Origin of the sequence: Candidatus Chlorobium masyuteum, from assembly GCF_011601315.1 — a bacterium.
Taxonomy (GTDB): Bacteria; Bacteroidota; Chlorobiia; order Chlorobiales; family Chlorobiaceae; genus Chlorobium; species Chlorobium masyuteum.
In genome coordinates, this window is sequence record NZ_JAAORA010000001.1 from 97,060 (window position 1) to 114,358 (window position 17,299).

A 17,299-nucleotide genomic window follows, 5' to 3' on the forward strand; every position below is an offset into this window, starting at 1 on the left:
CTCACCTCCGGCTCCTTTGCGGGGTAAAGGGATTGGTCCCGCCGTTGTTTTTCGGCAGTACAAACGAGGAGTCCGGCAGAAGAACAACAGAGCTGTCAGTAATGCCGGAAAGAATCTCTATTTTGCCGTCATCCTGCAACCCGGTTTTCACCCTTGTATAGCGCTGCCCGCCATCCTGGCCTCTTTTTTTCTGCATCACTACCTGACTGCTGTTCCTGCTCTGCACCGCCCTCAGTGGCAAGAGCAGCGCACGACTGTTCTCCTGTACAATAATCCGGATGTTGGCACTCATACCGGAACGGAACACTTCCGGTATACGATCCGGAATCACATCAACATTGTAGATACTCACATTGTTCTGCAAACGGGACTCATAGTAAATGTGTTCAACCACCCCGTTCACCCTGATTTCAGGATAGGCATCCAGGCCGATAACCGCCTTCTGGCCTGTTTTTACCCGTCCGATATCGGTTTCATCAACGTAGGCTTTGACAATAAGATGGTCGGAGAGCACAAACAACGAGTCACTTGTTGTAACGGTCTGTCCGGGATTGACGCTCCGCACAATAACCTGACCATCCATCGGAGCTATAACAGCAGTTTTTTTATAGACATTGTTCCAGTAACTCTGTTCGCTTTTGCCCTGAAGCCTGGCGGCATCAAGCAGAGCTGCTCTCTCGGTCGAACTGAGCATGGCAAGTACCGTCCCTTTGCTGACAAACTGACCTTCATCAACAAGAACCTCCTCGACTCTTCCGCCGACCGAAGACTTGATTTTAACCCGGTTCTCGGGCTCAACCGCACCGGTAGTCGATACCGATGAACTTATGCTGCCTCGTGTGGGACGAATCTCTTCAAATCGCTGACCGGAACTTTTGGCGCCCCTGAACAACAGAAACCCGGTGACCCCGGCAACAATAACAACAGCAAGAACCGCTGCAATGATCTTATTTCTCTTCACCATCAACTCCTCCCCCTTTTGCCTGTATCCATTTAGCCTCGGCAATCAGGAGATCTGCCCCGGCATTAAGAAACTCTTTTTTTGCACTGACAAGATTGTTTTCAATAATCACCCACTCGTTGAAGGTCACCAGACCATTCGAGTACTGCGCATTGGCAATCGAGGAGCGCTCCATTGCCGCATCAAGAAACTTCTTGCGTACGGTAACCAGTTGCCGCGCATCCTGAAAGCTCTTCCAGCTCTCTTCAAGGTTATCGTAAAGCTGCAAATAACCACTTTTCTGTGCCGCATTGTGCCCGCTCACCACCGCCATCGCACGCGACACCCTCGCACGGCCACTTCCGCCCTCATAGATCGGGATTGAAACGGTAACACCGGAATTCCAGTCTACAGCATCCATCGGCAACCGGTCAGTGGCACTTCGCCCTATGGTTGAGGTGAGATAGATTTGTGGAAAAAAAGCACTCCGGGCGGCATCAAGATCATAGCGGGCAGCTTTGCTTTGGGCATCAAGCTGCTGAAAGAGCGGATTATTTCTGGCCAGGATTGCCATATCCGGCTTGCCGGAAGCTGACAACGCCACAGTAAATGCCCCCACAACCCTTATCGGGTTATGCTGATCCCGTCCAAGCGCAGAGGCGAGTTTTGCCTGGGCAACAAGAAGCGCCCGTTCTGACTGGGATACCTCAAAATTCGCCTGTGCCTGATCGGCTTCAGCTTGTCGAAACGATCCGATATGCTCCCTGCCGCCCTGATAACGCAAATTGATCAACCGGACATTATTGCGGCGCCTCTCGGCTATCTCCCGGGCAAGAGCTACAAAATCCTGTGCTTTGAGCAGTTCAGTATAGGCCGACCGGAGAGCAAAGCGCAGATCGGCCGACACGGAACTGTAATTGTATTTTGCGGCATTGATCGATTCAAGAGCACTCCTGATCTGTTTCGATGTCTTGTGACCGTCGAAAAGCAGTTGCTGTGCAGCCAGAGAGTAGCTGAACGATGAAGCGGTGCGTGTTGCTTTTGCGGTGCCGGTTCTCTCCTGGGAGCTTACGGTTACACTGAGCTGGGGAAAACAGGAACCTGCAGCAATCTGCTTGTCAGCTTCAGCCTGCTGGATAACTGCAAGAGCGGAATAGAGGTCAGGATGAGCTTGCCTGGCTTCACTTACACACTGCTGCCATGTCAACGTTTCTGCTGCCTGAAGCGGAGATGCGGTGAAAAGCAGCACTAATATCAGAAAATGATAAAATTTTGCTCTCATTGAAACCTGTTTCTGTTGCTTGCGATACTATGAACAATGTACTCTTAACACCACTTTCAAGTTTGACGTTCATTTCATTAAAACCTTTCGGTTTATAACGATAATTAATTCAGGCAGAGAGAAGAAAATTGACAGCATATTGTTCATGATGCAAAAAAATCCCGCTTCCGAAAAACACCGAAGAGCAGTCTGAACAGGACTTTTCTCTTTGTCAGCCACTCAATACGCTCATAGGTTCTTGTCGCTGCAAGCATTCTCTTCACCAGAAATTCCGTAACAGAGTCAACTTCATCAGCCAGAAGATTATAAAATCCTTTCCATTTCCGGCTCTCTTCGGATGGTTCGCTCACCGTGTCGAGGAGAAGAGCGGTTATTACCATACCTGGACTCACCTCTCCGAACTGAATACCGGACTTTCCGGCCTCATGGGCAAATGCTCTGGTAAAATAGTGCACGGCACTTTTTGACGTTCCATACATACTCATTCCGTCAATAATTGCGCCTTTGCTTCCATGACCCTCCATATTGAATATCCTGCCGTACCCCTGCAGCTTCATACCGTTGAATGCCGCAACGGTACCGTTGATCACCCCGAGCAGGTTGACCGCAAGCAGCTGTTTTACCGCTCTATCATCAAGTTCCCAAAGCCTTTTCTGCTGCTGACCGATACCGGCATTGTTCACCCAGATATCAACCTTGCCGAAGCGGTTTGCTGCCGAATGAAACAACCGTTCCATGCTCTCCCTGTCGGCAACATCTCCCTCAACACCATACACCCGCTCCCTGTACTTGTTCAAACGGCATAACGCTTCATCAAGACGCTCCTGATGAGATCCGTTAAGCGTAACCCTGTGCCCTTTTTGAAGAAACCGCTCGGCAAGTCCGAAGCCGATACCACGGGTACTCCCGGTTATGACAATATGTTTCATAAAACAATCTGTTAACAGTAGAGGAGGCAGACCCCCTGTAAGTTAGTGAAATTCAGACCGATCGGGCAAGCAGCCCGCTATCGCAACTGCCCTGAAGCTCTTGACGGATGCCCTCCAAACCGGAAAAACGGATGGTTGACCGCAGAGATGCATTCCGGTCATGATGCTTTCATGAAATATTGTATTTTCCACCGTATAAAAATTATTATTCAATGATGAGCACCGCCAAGCGAAGCAATCAACCTGCAGAAGAGGGTATTCGTGGTGCCCTGATGCCGATCATCTCTATAAGTCCAGTCAATCATGCTTGAAGCCAGAAACCTCTCTCTTACCGTCGGAACCAAAGAGCTCCTCGTCGACACATCGTTCCGGGTCGGCGACACTGACCATGTCGCACTTGTAGGCCTTAACGGTACTGGCAAATCGACCCTTCTCCGCCATATCAGCGGAACGACCTATGACAGCGGGCTCATGACCAGCGGGCAGCTGCTCAAATCAGCGGAAACAACCATCGGCTACCTGCCGCAGGAGATCAACTTTGATGCGGATCTGGAAAAAACCGCCCTGCAGTATGCTCTCCTGGCGAACGAACGGCTTTGCGTTCTATCGGAAAAAATCACCCGCATGGAGCACGAGCTCGCCCTTCCGGAACAGGATTATGAGAGTGAATCCTACCACCAGCTTATAGAACGCTTTTCCGATGCCATGCATGAGTTTGAACATCTGGGAGGCTACACCATGCAGTCCGATGCCGAAAAGGTGCTGGCAGGACTCGGCTTCAGCGAGATAGATTTCCACAAAAAAGTCAAGGCTTTTTCCGGTGGATGGCAGATGCGCCTCCATCTCACCAAACTGCTCCTGCAGAACCCTACACTCCTGTTGCTTGACGAGCCGACCAACCACCTTGATATAGATTCACTCCGGTGGCTGGAGAACTATCTGGTAAACTACGAGCACAGCTATATCATCGTCTCCCATGACCGGTTTTTTCTTGACAAACTCACAAAAAAGACCCTTGAAATTGCATTTGCACGCATTCATGAGTACAAGGGGAACTACTCCTATTACGAAAAGGAGAAGGCAGAGCGCTATGAACTGATGATGGGCAAATATGCCAATGATCTCAAAAAAATGGAGGAGCTCCGCGCCTTTGTCGACCGATTCCGCTACAAGGCAACCAAGGCACGCCAGGCACAGAGTCGTCTGAAGCAGATGGAGAAGCTTGAAAGCCAGATAGAGTCTCCCGAGGAGGACCTCTCGCGAATCTCCTTCCGCTTTCCGAAAGCTATGCCATCCGGTCGAGAGGTGATGCGGCTTGAAGGCGTAAAAAAAGCTTACACCCTGCCGGACGGAACAATAAAGCCGGTTCTTAAGGGACTTGATCTGGAGGTGATGCGAGGAGACCGGATCGCTATTGTCGGCTCTAACGGCGCAGGAAAAAGCACCTTCTGCAAAATCATTGCCGGACAGCTCGATTTTGAAGGCAAGCTCACCATGGGTCACAATGTCTCACTGAACTACTTCGGACAGCATCAGACGGAAAGCCTTTCGCCGGAAAAAAGCATCTATAACGAAATGCTCGACTCCGCACCCAATTCTGAAGCCCAGAAAAGGGTTCGGGATATTCTCGGCTGTTTTCTCTTCAGCGGAGATGCCATCAATAAAAAAATCAGGGTGCTCTCGGGAGGGGAAAAATCAAGGGTAGCGTTGGCCAAAATCCTCCTGCAGGCCTCTAACCTGCTGATCATGGATGAACCGACCAACCATCTTGACATGCGTTCAAAAGAGATGCTGATCGAGTCGCTTGAAAACTACAGCGGAACCCTTCTGCTCGTCAGTCACGACCGCTATTTTCTCGACAGCCTGGTCAACAAGGTGATAGAGATCAAAAACGGCAACATGCAGCTTCACCTCGGCACCTACGCTGAATATCTTGAGAAAGCGGAAAAAGCCATTGAAGCCGAACGCAAACTGGAAGCCGCCGGACGTCAGAAAAGCCAGACCTCCACACAAACAATCTCCGAAAAGGATAAAGAGCAGGCGAAAAAGAGTGCCGCAGCAAAAAAGGACAAAAAGAGAATCGAAGAGATTGAGCAGAAAATCAACCGGCTGGAGCAGCAGAAAGAGTCGATTGAAACTGTTATGGCAACCGAGGATTTCTATAAAAAGAGTCAGAAGGAGACCGACAGCATCCTTGACGGCTACCATAAACTCTGCGCAGAACTGAATCTGCTGTTTGCCGAGTGGGAAGTGATCTCTGCTTAAGGTCACCGCTATAAATTGTCGTGAGCCCCGAACGTATCGGGATCATCAGCGATGCTCTACAGCCACTTCCTGATGGTTTCAACCAGAATGGCAGGGTCAATCGGTTTCGAAACGTAATCGGTCATCCCTGCATGCATACAGAGCTCACGATCGCCCTGCATGGTATGTGCGGTAAGAGCAATCACCGGGATACGGTGATTGAGTACTGCGGAATCAGGACTGCGGATGATACGGGTAGCCTCCAGACCATCCATTTCAGGCATCTGGAGATCCATGATGACAAGATCATAAGAGGTAGTCTCAAGTGCCCTGACCGCTTCGGCGCCATTGACGACCACGTCGATATGATAACCGAGCTTGCCCAGAATACCGATCACAACCTTCTGGTTGATGCTGGTGTCTTCAGCAAGCAGTAACCGGACTCCTTCTCCCCGACCATCTTTTTTTTGCGGCTGACTCTCCTGCAGGCTCTCACCGGCAGTCATTGAGCTCCCTCCCGGTTCGGTATCGGCAAAAATAATAGCCGCAAACGTATCAAACAGGTCGGACTGGAGAATCGGTTTCGAAAGGCATGCGGTGCACCCCATACGCTTGAGATCCTCCTGGGAGCACTTGCTGCCAAGGGCGCTCATCATAACAAGAACAGTCGCCGCGAGTTTTTCATCATCCTTTATCGATCGGCAAAGCGTTGCTCCATCCATATCGGGCATCTGCATATCGATCAGGGCAAGGCGATAGGGCTCCCCGCTTTCAATTGCGCGTTTGAGCTCCTCAACAACCTGCGCTCCACCCGACAGCTCCTTAACAACGGCTCCCCATGACAAAAACTGCCGTCGCAGAACGGTGCGGTTGGTGGCATTGTCATCAACAATAAGTATGCGGGTTCCGGCAATCGCATCCTTTGAATACCTTCCGCCGTTTAGCTTCGGCTGCTGCTTTTTGAATGGAATGGAGAACCAGAACTCGGAGCCTTCGTTTTCCCGGCTGTTCATGCCTATCTCTCCTCCCATCAGCTCCACAAGCTGACGGGAAATTGCCAGCCCCAGACCTGTCCCTCCGAACCTCCGTGTTGTCGAAGCGTCAACCTGGGTAAAGCTCGAAAAAAGGATGGGAATTTTCTGTTCAGGAATTCCTATGCCTGTATCCCTGACCGAAAAACGCAGCAAATCCTCATGATCTGAAGTTGAAACAAGCGCGACCGAGACCGAAACCTCACCCTGATGCGTAAACTTGATGGCATTACCGGCAAGATTGCTCAGTACCTGATAGAGCCGCCCCGGATCACCACGAAGAAAAGGAGTGACATCAGGAGATGCCGCACAGATAAACTCAAGCTCCTTATCCCGCGCCCGCACAGCCATGATTGAGGAGACATCATCCAGCACATTTCGCAGATCAAAATCAAGAGTTTCAAGTTCAAATTTGCCAGCCTCAATCTTTGAAAAATCAAGAATATCGTTGATTAGACCCAGCAGAAAATCCGCGCTTTCCATGACTGCCTGGGCATATCCACGCTGTTCATCACTGAGTGGCGTGTCAAGAAGAAGCCCGGTCATACCAATAACACCGTTCATGGGAGTACGGATTTCATGGCTCATATTTGCCAGAAATTCGCTCTTCGCCCTGTTGGCCGATTCAGAGGTAAAGCGGGCTTCAACAAGAGCGGTTTCATGGCGGTGACGAACCTCTGCATTGGTAAACAGTTCGGCAAGGACCCTGAGCAGGGAGAGATCATCATCCGCCCAGATTTTCAGGGTGCGCACGGCATCAAAGCCGACAAAGCCGAAGCACTGTTCACCATAATTCAATGGGATGGTAATAAGCGACTGAATCCCCTGAGGCTCAAGCAGGGCACGAAAAGCACTCTTTTCCGGCAACTCCTTCACATCCGGAATGTGCACAATCCTCCCCTGCCGGTGAGAATCAACCAGTTCCGGCATTGCTGCATTGGGCAGATTCTGAAGGTTCTGAATTTCAGCATTGATACCCGGAGCACACCACTCATGGGTATTGCTCATTGATCTCTTTTCAAAGTCATAGCTGAACAGATACACACGGTCAACCCGGGCAAACTCACCAACCAGCGCAAGAGCACTGTTTATAGAGTTATCAAGATCTTCAATCGGGTTATTGATAAATCCGATTGCGAGATCCATAAGCACAAGCTGGAAAGCCGACCGTCGTTTGAGCTCCTCTTCTATCTTTTTGCTTCCGGAGATGTCGCTGTGAGAACCGGCCATCCGGTAGGGAAGACCATCTTTGTCCCGAAGAGCTTCCCCTTTCGCAAGTAGCCACAGATACTCGCCGTTTCGGTGCCTGAAGCGGAATTCAACACTGAAAACCGGAACCTCACCTTTAAGGTATCGCTCCAGACAGATTTTATACTCCGGCAGATCATCAGGATGCACCCGATCTTCAAACGTGGCGTAGATATTGGGAAGTTCATGGTCTTCATAACCGATCATCTTTTTCCACCGTGGAGAGAGATAGAGGCTGTTATCCCGGATATTCCAGTCCCAGATGCCATCATTACTGCCGTTGACAGCAAGCATATACTGCTCGCGGCTCAGAATCAGCTCCTGTTCACGACGCCTCACACTCCTGTCCGTCCGACTGAGAACAACAACAAGAAAGCTGTAGAGAAAGGTGAAAATGACGATAACAGAGATAACGGCAATCGAGACAAGACGGTAAACTCGGTCATTGTAAGCCGAAATATCCTGCATGATGATGATCTTCCCGGTAATGCGGCCTGAAACCTCCTTGAAGGATTTAGCCGTAACCCGCCAGGGTCTCCCCTCCCAGTCGGTCTGCATGCTTTCCGATAAACCCCTGGAGAGCACGGCATTGAACTCCCCGGGAAAACGACCGAAAGAAGAGAATACCAGCACATCACTGCTGAATCGATTCCAGTCACGGTACCGCTTGAAGATTTTGATCCCCTCTTCCCATCCTGATTGCTGGAGCAGCTTCTTGTTGATGAAGACCGCCACTCCCCGCCCCGACTCAAGATGCAATCCCTTAAGAATACTGTCAACCTCTCGGCCGATTTCAATGTACCCGATCAGCCTGCCGTTATCCTCAACAGGAATGACCGCACTCAGAATCAGGGTACCCTGCGGACCAAGCTCGATACCGCATGAAAGCTTTCCGGTGCGTTGTGCCTCACGTGCAGTAAACCGGTTGATCCTGTCTCCGCTCCTTGAGGGATTATGCACCCGAAGAATGCAGTTGCGAGCAGTGTCAATGAAATTGAAGTGTGTTATGCCATAGTAACGCTCAAGCCTTTTGTAGAGCGGTGCACTGAGTGAGTAGAGGCGGTTTTTGTCGTGGTTGCGCAATGCATCATAGAGCGAGCTGTTGTGGCTTATTGCCTCAAGCGTAACAATAAAGCCCTCCTTTGACACATCAATGCTTTGGCGCAACGCCTCGGCAACCTCATCTTCAGAACGGTGAACATCCTCCTCCAGACGCTGCTGCTGCTGCCACCAGAGCAGGAGGCCGAGTGTGATGATAAGTATGGAGATCAGCGCAGCAAGCGGAGGCATGAGACGTCGCAGTACCAGACCCGGGCGGGCTTCCTCCCTGCGCGAAACGAGATAAATACTGGTAAGCACAATAAGGCTTACCATGATAAAGCCGACAGGAATTGCTGAGCGGGCGACAAGATCCCATGTCCACTCGGAAGCATCAATATCCATGCCAATTACTGCAATGGCCTTGCCGCTCTGGGGGTCAACAAGGGGAACAAAACCACTGACCCATGTTCCCCAGCGGTCGGCAACAGGTCCTTCGGTATCCGGTGCGTTTCTCAGGAAGACATTCTGAAGAATATCGGTCGCCTCACCATATACCTGACCCGCAGGAGAGGATTCCGGTGAACTTGAAGGTTCGGAATCGACATAAAAGAAAACCGTTCCGCTGCCGGTCCTGCCCAGCAAATAGACAAAACGGGACTTTGAAACGGCACCTCTGGTTCTGGAAAGCTGTTCCTTAAGTTTCACATAGGCCGTTTTTTCCATGTCGGACGGCGAACCTTCAAGCGCTTTGAGCTGCTCCATATCGATGCCCTGGGCAGCTATAAGCACCTGCCGGAGCAGCTGGTCATGCATCTGACGATCAGCGTGCACAACTGCCCTCCACGCAAAAAAAGAGCCGCACAGAAAAAGGAGGCCTAAAAGCAGTATCGGGATATAGCTTTTTTTCGTTGAACCGGGTGACTGTGTATTCAGAGCCTCCATGAACTGTTCAATAACGAGGTTGATCTCCTTGCATACCAAACAAAATAATCATCCGATCCGGGATAATGGCCCAGCAACTCTCCCTCTCCAATAACCTGTTCTGAATGGTCAAGGAGGAGTGCACTCTTTCCATTACCGCCAAAAACAGGTTCAGGTATCGGTAACCTGAAGCATTAAGGGCGCATTGCATTATAATCTACCACTTTTTCCCCCGCCTTCAAATATGGCTGACCAGAGGTAATGTATATGCTGGAGGAAAAGAAAATACGCAGGTGTGACTTGGATTGCAGACCGCCTTATGGATGAATTCCGCCGGAAAACACCCGGAGTCCGACAACACCGGAAATGATGAGCAGGAGAGAGATGATGCGGGCAAGATCAGCGGATTCATCAAACAGCAGCATCCCCATGATGGCAACCCCCGCCGCACCGATACCGGTCCAGACCGCATAGGCCGTTCCGACCGGAATGGTTTTCATGGCAAGCGAGAGAAGCCAGAAACTTGCGATCATGGCCACAGCCGTCAGGAGCGAAGGGATCGGCCGGGAAAAGCCCTGGGTGTATTTGATGCCAATGGCCCAGCCGCACTCCAGACAACCGGCAATAACAAGATAGATCCATGCCATAAGTAATGAGATAAAGGATTGGTCACCTCTGTTTATTTGTTCCGAAACCCGATTACTTCGTTGGGCGGCGCCCGATTGTCAAAAATTTGGATGCCCCTGTTATATTTTAGCCCATCGCTGCATCTTATCCGATTTTCTGGCTGCCTGCAAGACTCTCTGGATCATAAGACCATCGTTAAATCCAGCGGCATCATGCAACCGCTTCTCACCATTTTTGAGTGCCTTGACCATCCGGTAGGCATAAAAGGCGAACCCTACAGCAAATATACCATGAACAGCCAATGATGAGTGCCGAATCTGCTCCTGAAGCACCAGTTCGTCCCACGCAAGCATCGGTTCAACCAGTTTCCATCGGGGAGCATCAATAAGACTGCGTCCCACTTTTGCATTGTCATTTTCAACCTCCCACAGCCGCCCTGCACCGTCAAGACGAATGGTTTTATGACTGCCGACAACTTCAAAGGAGAACCATGTATAGGCGCCAACCGTGGTAACATGCATCAGGGAGGAGCTGCCAAGGGCAACGGATGAGGCGCCAAACTTCATCATCATGGCAAAATGGTCGTCAGAAGTAACCCTGCATGGTTTCCCCGTTCTGTCGGGACGATAGGGAATACTGGTAGCAAGATTGCAGGAGACCGACGAAATTTCGCCGACCAGAAACCGGTTCAGGTCAATAAGATGGGAACCTATAGCGTAAAGCGCGCCTCCGCCTTGCTCTGCATCGCACCACCACGACCACGGCATATCGGGCCTGTTCCGGGTAGCAAGATTAACCACCGCACGAACTTCATACACTTTACCAATTTCACCGCCGTCAATCATCTGCTTCATGCATCGGACCGCAGGATGAAACCGGAGCTGATGATCAATGAGCGCAAACCCTGGGGCTGCTGCGACAGCTTCCACCATGCCGGTTGCATCGGCAACATCAAGCGCAAAGGGCTTCTCGCAGAGCACGCTCTTGCCGCTCTCAAGTACTCCGGTCACCATCTCCCTGTGCAGGTACGTCGGTGTAGTAACACAGACAAGATCAAGATCACATTGCAGCATGTCACGCCAGTCCGCAAAGCCCCGGGTCATGCCAAACATCTTCATAAACTTCTGACGATGCAGCTCGGTAGGACTCGCCACAGCGGCAAGCTCCACATCACCCAGCATTGAAAAGGCCGGTGCCTGTGCAATTCTCGCCCATCCGCTTCCGATAAACCCTATTTTTATTTTTTTCTGCTCCATTCCCTCAAACTATATTCATATTTTTCAATCCTTTGCAAAGATAACAAGCCGCCAGACAAAGGAACAACTTCACAACTCAAATGCAAAATTCTGTTTTTTCAGGGTAAAGCGTTTTCTGCATTTCCAGCCGTTGAACACCTCTCCTGCGCACGCGTACTTCTGAAATTTTAAGGCAAAATAGCATAGTTATTCATAATATATAAGGCGATTATATTGTTTTAACTAAAAAGGCACATCCCTGCATGTCAAGCACAGATAAGCCTGACGAAAAGGCGGGTTTTTAACGGTATCGGGAAATCGGCATAACAAAGCAGAAGGGCACTCCGACGAGTCGAGGTGGAGCGGAGGATATGGTACGCTGTAACGGAGATTATAAGACGTGGCTCGTATGGCGAAGAATGGATTTTATTTCTGTGCTCTTGATCTGCAAGCCTTCTTCAATATCATAGTCATCCTGCATGCCTAACCAGAATTTTGCGGAGTTTCCGAAATATTGCGAAAGGCGCAATGCCGTGTCTGCCGTTACTCCCCGCTTCCCTTTACGATTTCGGATATCCGGGTCTGAGGGATCCCGATATCTTTTGAAAGTCTGTATGCCGAGATCTCCAACGGAATTAAAAACTCTTCCATCAAAACCTCTCCCGGATGAATATTTCTCAGTTCTTTCATTTCAGTGATAGTCAATAATTTCCGCTTCGGATGCATTCCTCTTCACTTTCGGAACAACAACCCGGAGTCCAGAATGGGGTATAGGTGTTCAGCAGTAGATCAAGCTCGAACTGACAGCAATGAATATGTTGTCCCCTCATCCCGCTAGCGGAGGTTAGCCAGCATTTGGATTTGCAATATAGGCGTGCACCCGGCCATCTGACGGCTCGTGCATCGACACCAACCATACCTGGGAACGCCCTGCGAGCACCATCAGGTGCAGATTAAGCAAGCTCGTTATCTTATATAGCCAGTTGTCGACGGAGTGAACAAAATCGATCCTGGGCTCGGACGTCGAGAATGGGTTGCGCGTGTGAATGACTTCGCTGCACTTGTCGTACAGTACAACGAACTCTGGCTGTGTCAAGAATCCGTCCGCTACCCGATCGAGGTGCTTCGTTCCGTCTGGACTGGCGACTGGAGGCCGCATTGGCTGCGGATAGAACCCCGGATGAAGGTGCCCGATCGCGTCAAGAAGGGCCTTCGCTCTCCAGTGCTTTGCGAAACCCGAGTAAGCCTCGGAGTATTTCTCCTTGTTGGCGCACAAGGATGCAAACGCGATCAGTTCCAACACCTTGCGAAGCTGCACTGAGACGCACTCGTATGCGAATTGCTCCGAACCAACTTGGACTTCACCAGAAGTGAAACGCCGAATCAAGGCGACTCGACTTTTCACGTCCTCCATCAAGCCGCAGTACAACTTGACCGATTCAAGTTCATTCATGATCATCGCGTTAATCGTGTCTGGCTAACGTTTGATTTGAGTGGTGCGAAGCCAGTTGGCCTGCGTAGCGCCCCTCTTGAACGAATGGTTAGGGCTCATGAACGCTTACCTCCTTCGTCGAGTGAATCGCGTAATAGAAATAGCTCGTCAATCAGCTCCTGGATGTCGGTAATCAACTCAGCTAGGCCGAGAGCTGGTAAGTTCGAGACCTTGTTTGGCAGGCTTTGAAGAGCGAACGGTGGGTTAGCTGCTATTTGTGTTCCTGCGGGGAGGAGACGACTAATGCCGAAAATTCTTCCGGACATCTTAACTATGAGATCAACGCATTTTCCCGGTAGTAGATTGTATGCCTCCCGATCGAGCAAAGCTTCGTAACGGCCTTCAATAGTTGGAGCAATTTGCAAGAGTGGTAGCAAAGGAACACTATCTTCACTCAACAGTTTTTTCACATACTCAACTCGGCCCTTTAGATCTTTGGTTATCGCAATAAGGTGGTGCGTAGTCCGAACAATATCCGTTCTTCGCTTTTCTTCGCGAACAATATTGTCGTTAATGATAAGTCGATTAGCGACTCGTGCAACAAGGAGGGCTGCAATCACTGGAATGGATAACGCAAGTGGCGACCAAAGCTGGTCGAACTGACCTCCGTACACAAGGAATGTTACACGACATGCCAAAACTACAAGAAGACTCAACAATACATATGACAGTCTATCAATGTCTCGATCAGTTCGACGAAATTCGTTGAGCAGTTTGTGGATCATTTTTTCTACATCCAAGTATTACAGCTTTAAGGGGCTACCTCCGGAAGAGGTCAGTACATCTTTATGCCCTGTTCAGAAAAATAGGTATAAGATTTAATGTACGCAGGGATTTTGAGGAATCCACGTTTTATGGCGTATTTTCAGCTATTAGTGTTCAAGCGTTTGTGGCAACCATATCCCTTTCTTAGTCCGACTGGATGCTGGCGCTGAAATTGCGAACATCATCGAAGCTCCGCCGGGTAAATCATCATCCTCTGGTGTGTCACTGTTTTGCGGCTCCATCAACCAGTGTTCCATTAATGAACTTGTGAATAATACTTGCTACATAAGTCTGGTATGGCAAACCTTCTTTGATGGCCTTGCTTTGTAACTCAGTGAGGTCTCTTTCAGAAATTCGAATATTCAGCCTCTTACCCTTTTTTAAAGAATGACCAGCGTACTCGGCCAACTCTTTTCTTCTTTTTGAAAGGTCGGTAACAGGAACCCATTCACCTTTTTCAAAACTATCCAGTATGTCCTTCTCTTCTTTGGTCAGTTTAGCTTTCATGTTTTTCTCCAAAATATTGCTGAGTGGCCTTCCTGCTCGGGATAATGGTTTTGTACGAGATATGCGTAATTGGCCATACCAATGACCATGATTCGTTGTCCAGGGTATACCTCCTGGTTGGGATGTAGATAATCGTCCAATATCTCACCCCTTTCAACAAAAAAACCACATCTTCGAAACAGATTCCCCGTGATGCTTTGAGTGCCAAGCTCTTTTCCGTGTTCCAATTGTGATTCTTTTCATCTCGACAATTTATCACAATGTGTGCAGTGTGGCAATGGCACACAACTTGTATTTGCATGTGGTAACATTCAAATTGAGGGGCTGGCCGATTACAAAACTTGGCCGGAGTTCAGAAGGGATTCGGCAATGACATGAAAAGAATGGGGGAGATAAAAAAAGGGTGACCGCGGTCACCCTTTTGTATTGCTGTTCAAACTGAAAAATGCAGCTCAGCTAACCTGCTGCGCTTCTTTTGCGAGGCGGGCTTTTTCGATGTAGGTTTTCTGGATATCGCGGGAGACATTGTATGCCTTCGAGAGGCTGTCGGAGCTCCAGAGCCTTGCGTCAAAGGCCATGCAGATGTTGCGGAGGAAGGGTATGCCAACCTCGGTAACACGCACACTTTTGTCACCCAGCACAACCAGACCGTCATTCTCCATATCTTCAAGGCGGTAGAGCGCAATATCAAGCTCTTCGGTGTAGAGCTTCGGATCAGCCCATGAGGTCTCCTGTTTGCACATCAGGTTAAGAATGTGACGGCGAAGCACCAGATCTTCGTCAGTCAAAAGATGACCGCGATGAAGCGGGAAACGATCTTCGTTCACTGCCTTGATGTAGGAGGTATCGTCACGCTCGTTCTGAGCAAAAGCGTACCAGGTGTCGCTGATGGATGATGAGCCGAGAGCAAGCATCATCTGGGTGGTATTTTCCGTATAGCCCATGAAGTTACGGTGCAGGGTGCCATTTTTGGCGGCAATGTAGAGCGCATCTCCTTCAATGGCGAAGTGGTCCATGCCGATTTCATGATAACCGATGGACTCAAGCATGGCGCTTCCCTTGTCGTAGAGCTCCTGCTTCACGTCCCCAACCGGCAGATCCTCCTCCTTGAACTTCCGCTGACCTTCGTACATGTGCGGGTTGTGGCCATAGGCATAAAAAGCCAGACGATCGGGCTTCAGCTCCATAACCTTCTGGATGGTATCGGTAATGGTGGCAAGCGTCTGCTTCGGCAAACCGTAGACAAGGTCAAAATTGATTGAGGTGAATCCAATCTCACGAGCCAGGTCAATCTTCTCCTTGACCAGCTCAAATGACTGGATACGGTTGATCTCCTGCTGTACAATCGGGTCAAAATCCTGAATTCCGAAGCTCATGCGGCGGAAGCCGACGCTGTAGAGCGCCTCAAGGTGCTCCCTTGAGGTTGACTTCGGGTTGGTCTCAAAGCTGAACATATAATTATCCATCTTGTTGACGTTTTTACAGATACCGTCAATAAGGCGGGTAAGATTCTCGGGACTGAAAAAGGTTGGCGTACCGCCGCCAATGTGCATCTCCTTGACATTGAGACGGCCCGGAAAAACATCGGTGTACATCTTCCACTCTTTAAGCAGAGCCTCAAGATAGGGGGTCTCGTAGGAGTGATCCTGGGTGCGGTGAGCATTGCAGCCGCAGAAGTAACAGTGGTTCTCACAGTAGGGAATATGAATGTACAGACTGATTCCTGTGGTCTCGTTGCTGTCATTGAACCCTTTGACCATAGCCTCTTTCCACTCTTCCTGGGTTACACCGTCGGTGCTCCATGAGGGAATTGTGGGATAACTGGTGTAACGGGGACCGGGATTACTGTACTTTACTGCGAGATTAGTTGCCATTGTTATCTTCCTCAACAAGTATTATTTTTTTAAATTCACTCTCGTGAAAATACATAAAACTCGGCAATTTCATAAATCAATAGCCATCATTTGGCCTATAAAACAGGCGGCACAGGACCGGTCGTCAACTATCCTTTTTTTATGACAAAAGAAACAGCACTGCACTCCTCCTCACCGGTTGTCGGCATACTGATGGGTTCGGACTCCGATTTCGAAATCATGAGGGAGGCCTCACTGGTTTTTGATGAGTTCGGAATCTCTTCGGAGATCTCCGTCATTTCAGCCCACCGCACTCCCCACGACCTCGAAGAGTATGCAACGTCTGCCATAGAGCGCGGCCTTAAAGTCATTATTGCCGGAGCCGGCGGTGCAGCGCACCTTCCCGGCGTTACGGCAGCCATGACCGTACTTCCGGTAATCGGCGTACCGATTTTCAGCAAAAAACTTAACGGGCAGGACTCACTCTACTCTATCGTCCAGATGCCTGCAGGCATTCCGGTTGCGACCGTCGGGATCGACAATGCCCGTAACGCGGCACTGCTTGCCATCCAGATTCTTGCGCTCTCCGATGAACCACTGATGGCCGCACTCATTGAGTTCCGCAATAAACTTGCTGATGCTTCGCGCCAGAAAACCGCGAAAATCAGGGAAAAACTGCATGCAAAAGGCTGAGTACTGGATAGATCACCTTCAGCTTCTCCCCCACCCTGAAGGCGGCTTCTACCGCGAAACCTACCGGAGCAGCGCCTCTTACTCCTTCACCGGTAACGCCCCATTCGAGGGCTCCCGCTCCTGTGCAACGGCAATCTACTATCTCCTGAGAAACAGCGATTGCTCAAAGCTGCACAGGATTCACTCCGATGAGCTCTGGTTCTTCCATGCCGGTGATCCGCTCACGGTGCATGTTTTTCCTGAAACCGGAGAACCCTCTTCGTTTACGCTTGGCACTTCTGCTGATGAAGGTCAGGTATTTCAGGAGTTTGTTCCGGCTATGAGCTGGTTCGGAGCCGAACTTGCCAACCCCGAGAGCGAAAGCTATGCGCTGGTAAGCTGCGTTGTAGCACCCGGATTTGATTTCCGTGACTTTTCATTTGCCAACCGGTCACTGTTGCTGAAGCAGTTCCCCGGCAAAAAACCGGTCATTGAGCGCCTCACCTGACCGC

General features: G+C 50.0%; 13 protein-coding genes and 1 pseudogene. 3 read left to right on the forward strand and 11 right to left on the reverse strand.

What is annotated here, in order from left to right; all coding sequences use genetic code 11:
* Nucleotide 1: 1 nt before the first annotated feature.
* From G9409_RS00440 to G9409_RS00450, 3 genes are all read right to left on the reverse strand, one after another.
* Nucleotides 2–964 (reverse strand): efflux RND transporter periplasmic adaptor subunit, encoded by a 963-nt coding sequence (locus G9409_RS00440; RefSeq protein ID WP_166806930.1) that lies wholly within the window; start codon nucleotides 962–964, stop codon nucleotides 2–4.
* Complete coding sequence (locus tag G9409_RS00445) at nucleotides 948–2,222, reverse strand: TolC family protein (protein WP_166806931.1); 1,275 nt, start codon at nucleotides 2,220–2,222, stop codon at nucleotides 948–950. The genes G9409_RS00440 and G9409_RS00445 overlap by 17 nt, the downstream gene beginning before the upstream one ends.
* Nucleotides 2,223–2,365: 143 nt before the next feature.
* Entirely contained in the window at nucleotides 2,366–3,151 is a 786-nt protein-coding gene (locus G9409_RS00450) for an SDR family oxidoreductase (protein WP_166806932.1), read from the reverse strand.
* A gap of 303 nt (nucleotides 3,152–3,454) precedes the next feature.
* Here G9409_RS00450 and G9409_RS00455 point away from each other — a divergent pair, with 303 nt between their 5' ends.
* The gene (locus tag G9409_RS00455; protein WP_166806933.1) at nucleotides 3,455–5,416 is read left to right on the forward strand and encodes an ABC-F family ATP-binding cassette domain-containing protein; all 1,962 of its coding nucleotides are present in this window, start codon (nucleotides 3,455–3,457) and stop codon (nucleotides 5,414–5,416) included.
* A 56-nt stretch (nucleotides 5,417–5,472) separates the two neighbouring features.
* On the opposite strand, the gene G9409_RS00460 is transcribed toward G9409_RS00455, so the two are convergent.
* The 8 genes and pseudogenes from G9409_RS00460 to hemN form a co-directional block, all read right to left on the reverse strand.
* Nucleotides 5,473–9,696 (reverse strand): response regulator, encoded by a 4,224-nt coding sequence (locus tag G9409_RS00460; RefSeq protein ID WP_166806934.1) that lies wholly within the window; start codon nucleotides 9,694–9,696, stop codon nucleotides 5,473–5,475.
* Nucleotides 9,697–9,953: 257 nt separating this feature from the next.
* The gene (gene sugE, locus G9409_RS00465; protein WP_166806935.1) at nucleotides 9,954–10,283 is read right to left on the reverse strand and encodes a quaternary ammonium compound efflux SMR transporter SugE; all 330 of its coding nucleotides are present in this window, start codon (nucleotides 10,281–10,283) and stop codon (nucleotides 9,954–9,956) included.
* A 99-nt stretch (nucleotides 10,284–10,382) separates the two neighbouring features.
* The gene (locus G9409_RS00470) at nucleotides 10,383–11,519 is read right to left on the reverse strand and encodes a Gfo/Idh/MocA family protein (RefSeq protein WP_166806936.1); all 1,137 of its coding nucleotides are present in this window, start codon (nucleotides 11,517–11,519) and stop codon (nucleotides 10,383–10,385) included.
* 370 nt (nucleotides 11,520–11,889) lie between these two features.
* Nucleotides 11,890–12,188, reverse strand: a pseudogene (locus G9409_RS12180) (HigA family addiction module antitoxin).
* 154 nt (nucleotides 12,189–12,342) lie between these two features.
* Complete coding sequence (locus tag G9409_RS00480) at nucleotides 12,343–12,951, reverse strand: hypothetical protein (protein ID WP_166806937.1); 609 nt, start codon at nucleotides 12,949–12,951, stop codon at nucleotides 12,343–12,345.
* A gap of 95 nt (nucleotides 12,952–13,046) precedes the next feature.
* On the reverse strand, nucleotides 13,047–13,730 hold the full coding sequence (locus G9409_RS00485) for a hypothetical protein (protein ID WP_166806938.1): 684 nt from the start codon (nucleotides 13,728–13,730) through the stop codon (nucleotides 13,047–13,049).
* A gap of 247 nt (nucleotides 13,731–13,977) precedes the next feature.
* Nucleotides 13,978–14,262, reverse strand: a complete 285-nt coding sequence (locus tag G9409_RS00490; RefSeq protein WP_166806939.1) for an antitoxin — start codon at nucleotides 14,260–14,262, stop codon at nucleotides 13,978–13,980.
* Nucleotides 14,263–14,714: 452 nt separating this feature from the next.
* Nucleotides 14,715–16,136, reverse strand: a complete 1,422-nt coding sequence (gene hemN, locus G9409_RS00495) for an oxygen-independent coproporphyrinogen III oxidase (protein WP_166806940.1) — start codon at nucleotides 16,134–16,136, stop codon at nucleotides 14,715–14,717.
* 141 nt (nucleotides 16,137–16,277) lie between these two features.
* Here hemN and purE point away from each other — a divergent pair, with 141 nt between their 5' ends.
* Both purE and G9409_RS00505 read left to right on the forward strand, forming a co-directional pair.
* Nucleotides 16,278–16,808: a 5-(carboxyamino)imidazole ribonucleotide mutase gene (gene purE / locus G9409_RS00500; protein ID WP_166806941.1), complete on the forward strand. Its 531-nt coding sequence runs from the start codon at nucleotides 16,278–16,280 to the stop codon at nucleotides 16,806–16,808.
* Entirely contained in the window at nucleotides 16,795–17,295 is a 501-nt protein-coding gene (locus G9409_RS00505) for a cupin domain-containing protein (RefSeq protein ID WP_166806942.1), read from the forward strand. Before purE ends, G9409_RS00505 begins: the two co-directional genes overlap by 14 nt.
* Nucleotides 17,296–17,299 lie beyond the last annotated feature (4 nt).

Coding starts and splice junctions, on each gene's coding strand:
- G9409_RS00440 (WP_166806930.1), bottom strand. CDS start 964: ATGGTGAAGAGAAATAAGATCATTGCAGCGGTTCTTGCTGTTGTTATT.
- G9409_RS00445 (WP_166806931.1), bottom strand. CDS start 2,222: ATGAGAGCAAAATTTTATCATTTTCTGATATTAGTGCTGCTTTTCACC.
- G9409_RS00450 (WP_166806932.1), bottom strand. CDS start 3,151: ATGAAACATATTGTCATAACCGGGAGTACCCGTGGTATCGGCTTCGGA.
- G9409_RS00455 (WP_166806933.1), top strand. CDS start 3,455: ATGCTTGAAGCCAGAAACCTCTCTCTTACCGTCGGAACCAAAGAGCTC.
- sugE (WP_166806935.1), bottom strand. CDS start 10,283: ATGGCATGGATCTATCTTGTTATTGCCGGTTGTCTGGAGTGCGGCTGG.
- G9409_RS00470 (WP_166806936.1), bottom strand. CDS start 11,519: ATGGAGCAGAAAAAAATAAAAATAGGGTTTATCGGAAGCGGATGGGCG.
- G9409_RS00480 (WP_166806937.1), bottom strand. CDS start 12,951: ATGAATGAACTTGAATCGGTCAAGTTGTACTGCGGCTTGATGGAGGAC.
- G9409_RS00490 (WP_166806939.1), bottom strand. CDS start 14,262: ATGAAAGCTAAACTGACCAAAGAAGAGAAGGACATACTGGATAGTTTT.
- hemN (WP_166806940.1), bottom strand. CDS start 16,136: ATGGCAACTAATCTCGCAGTAAAGTACAGTAATCCCGGTCCCCGTTAC.
- purE (WP_166806941.1), top strand. CDS start 16,278: ATGACAAAAGAAACAGCACTGCACTCCTCCTCACCGGTTGTCGGCATA.
- G9409_RS00505 (WP_166806942.1), top strand. CDS start 16,795: ATGCAAAAGGCTGAGTACTGGATAGATCACCTTCAGCTTCTCCCCCAC.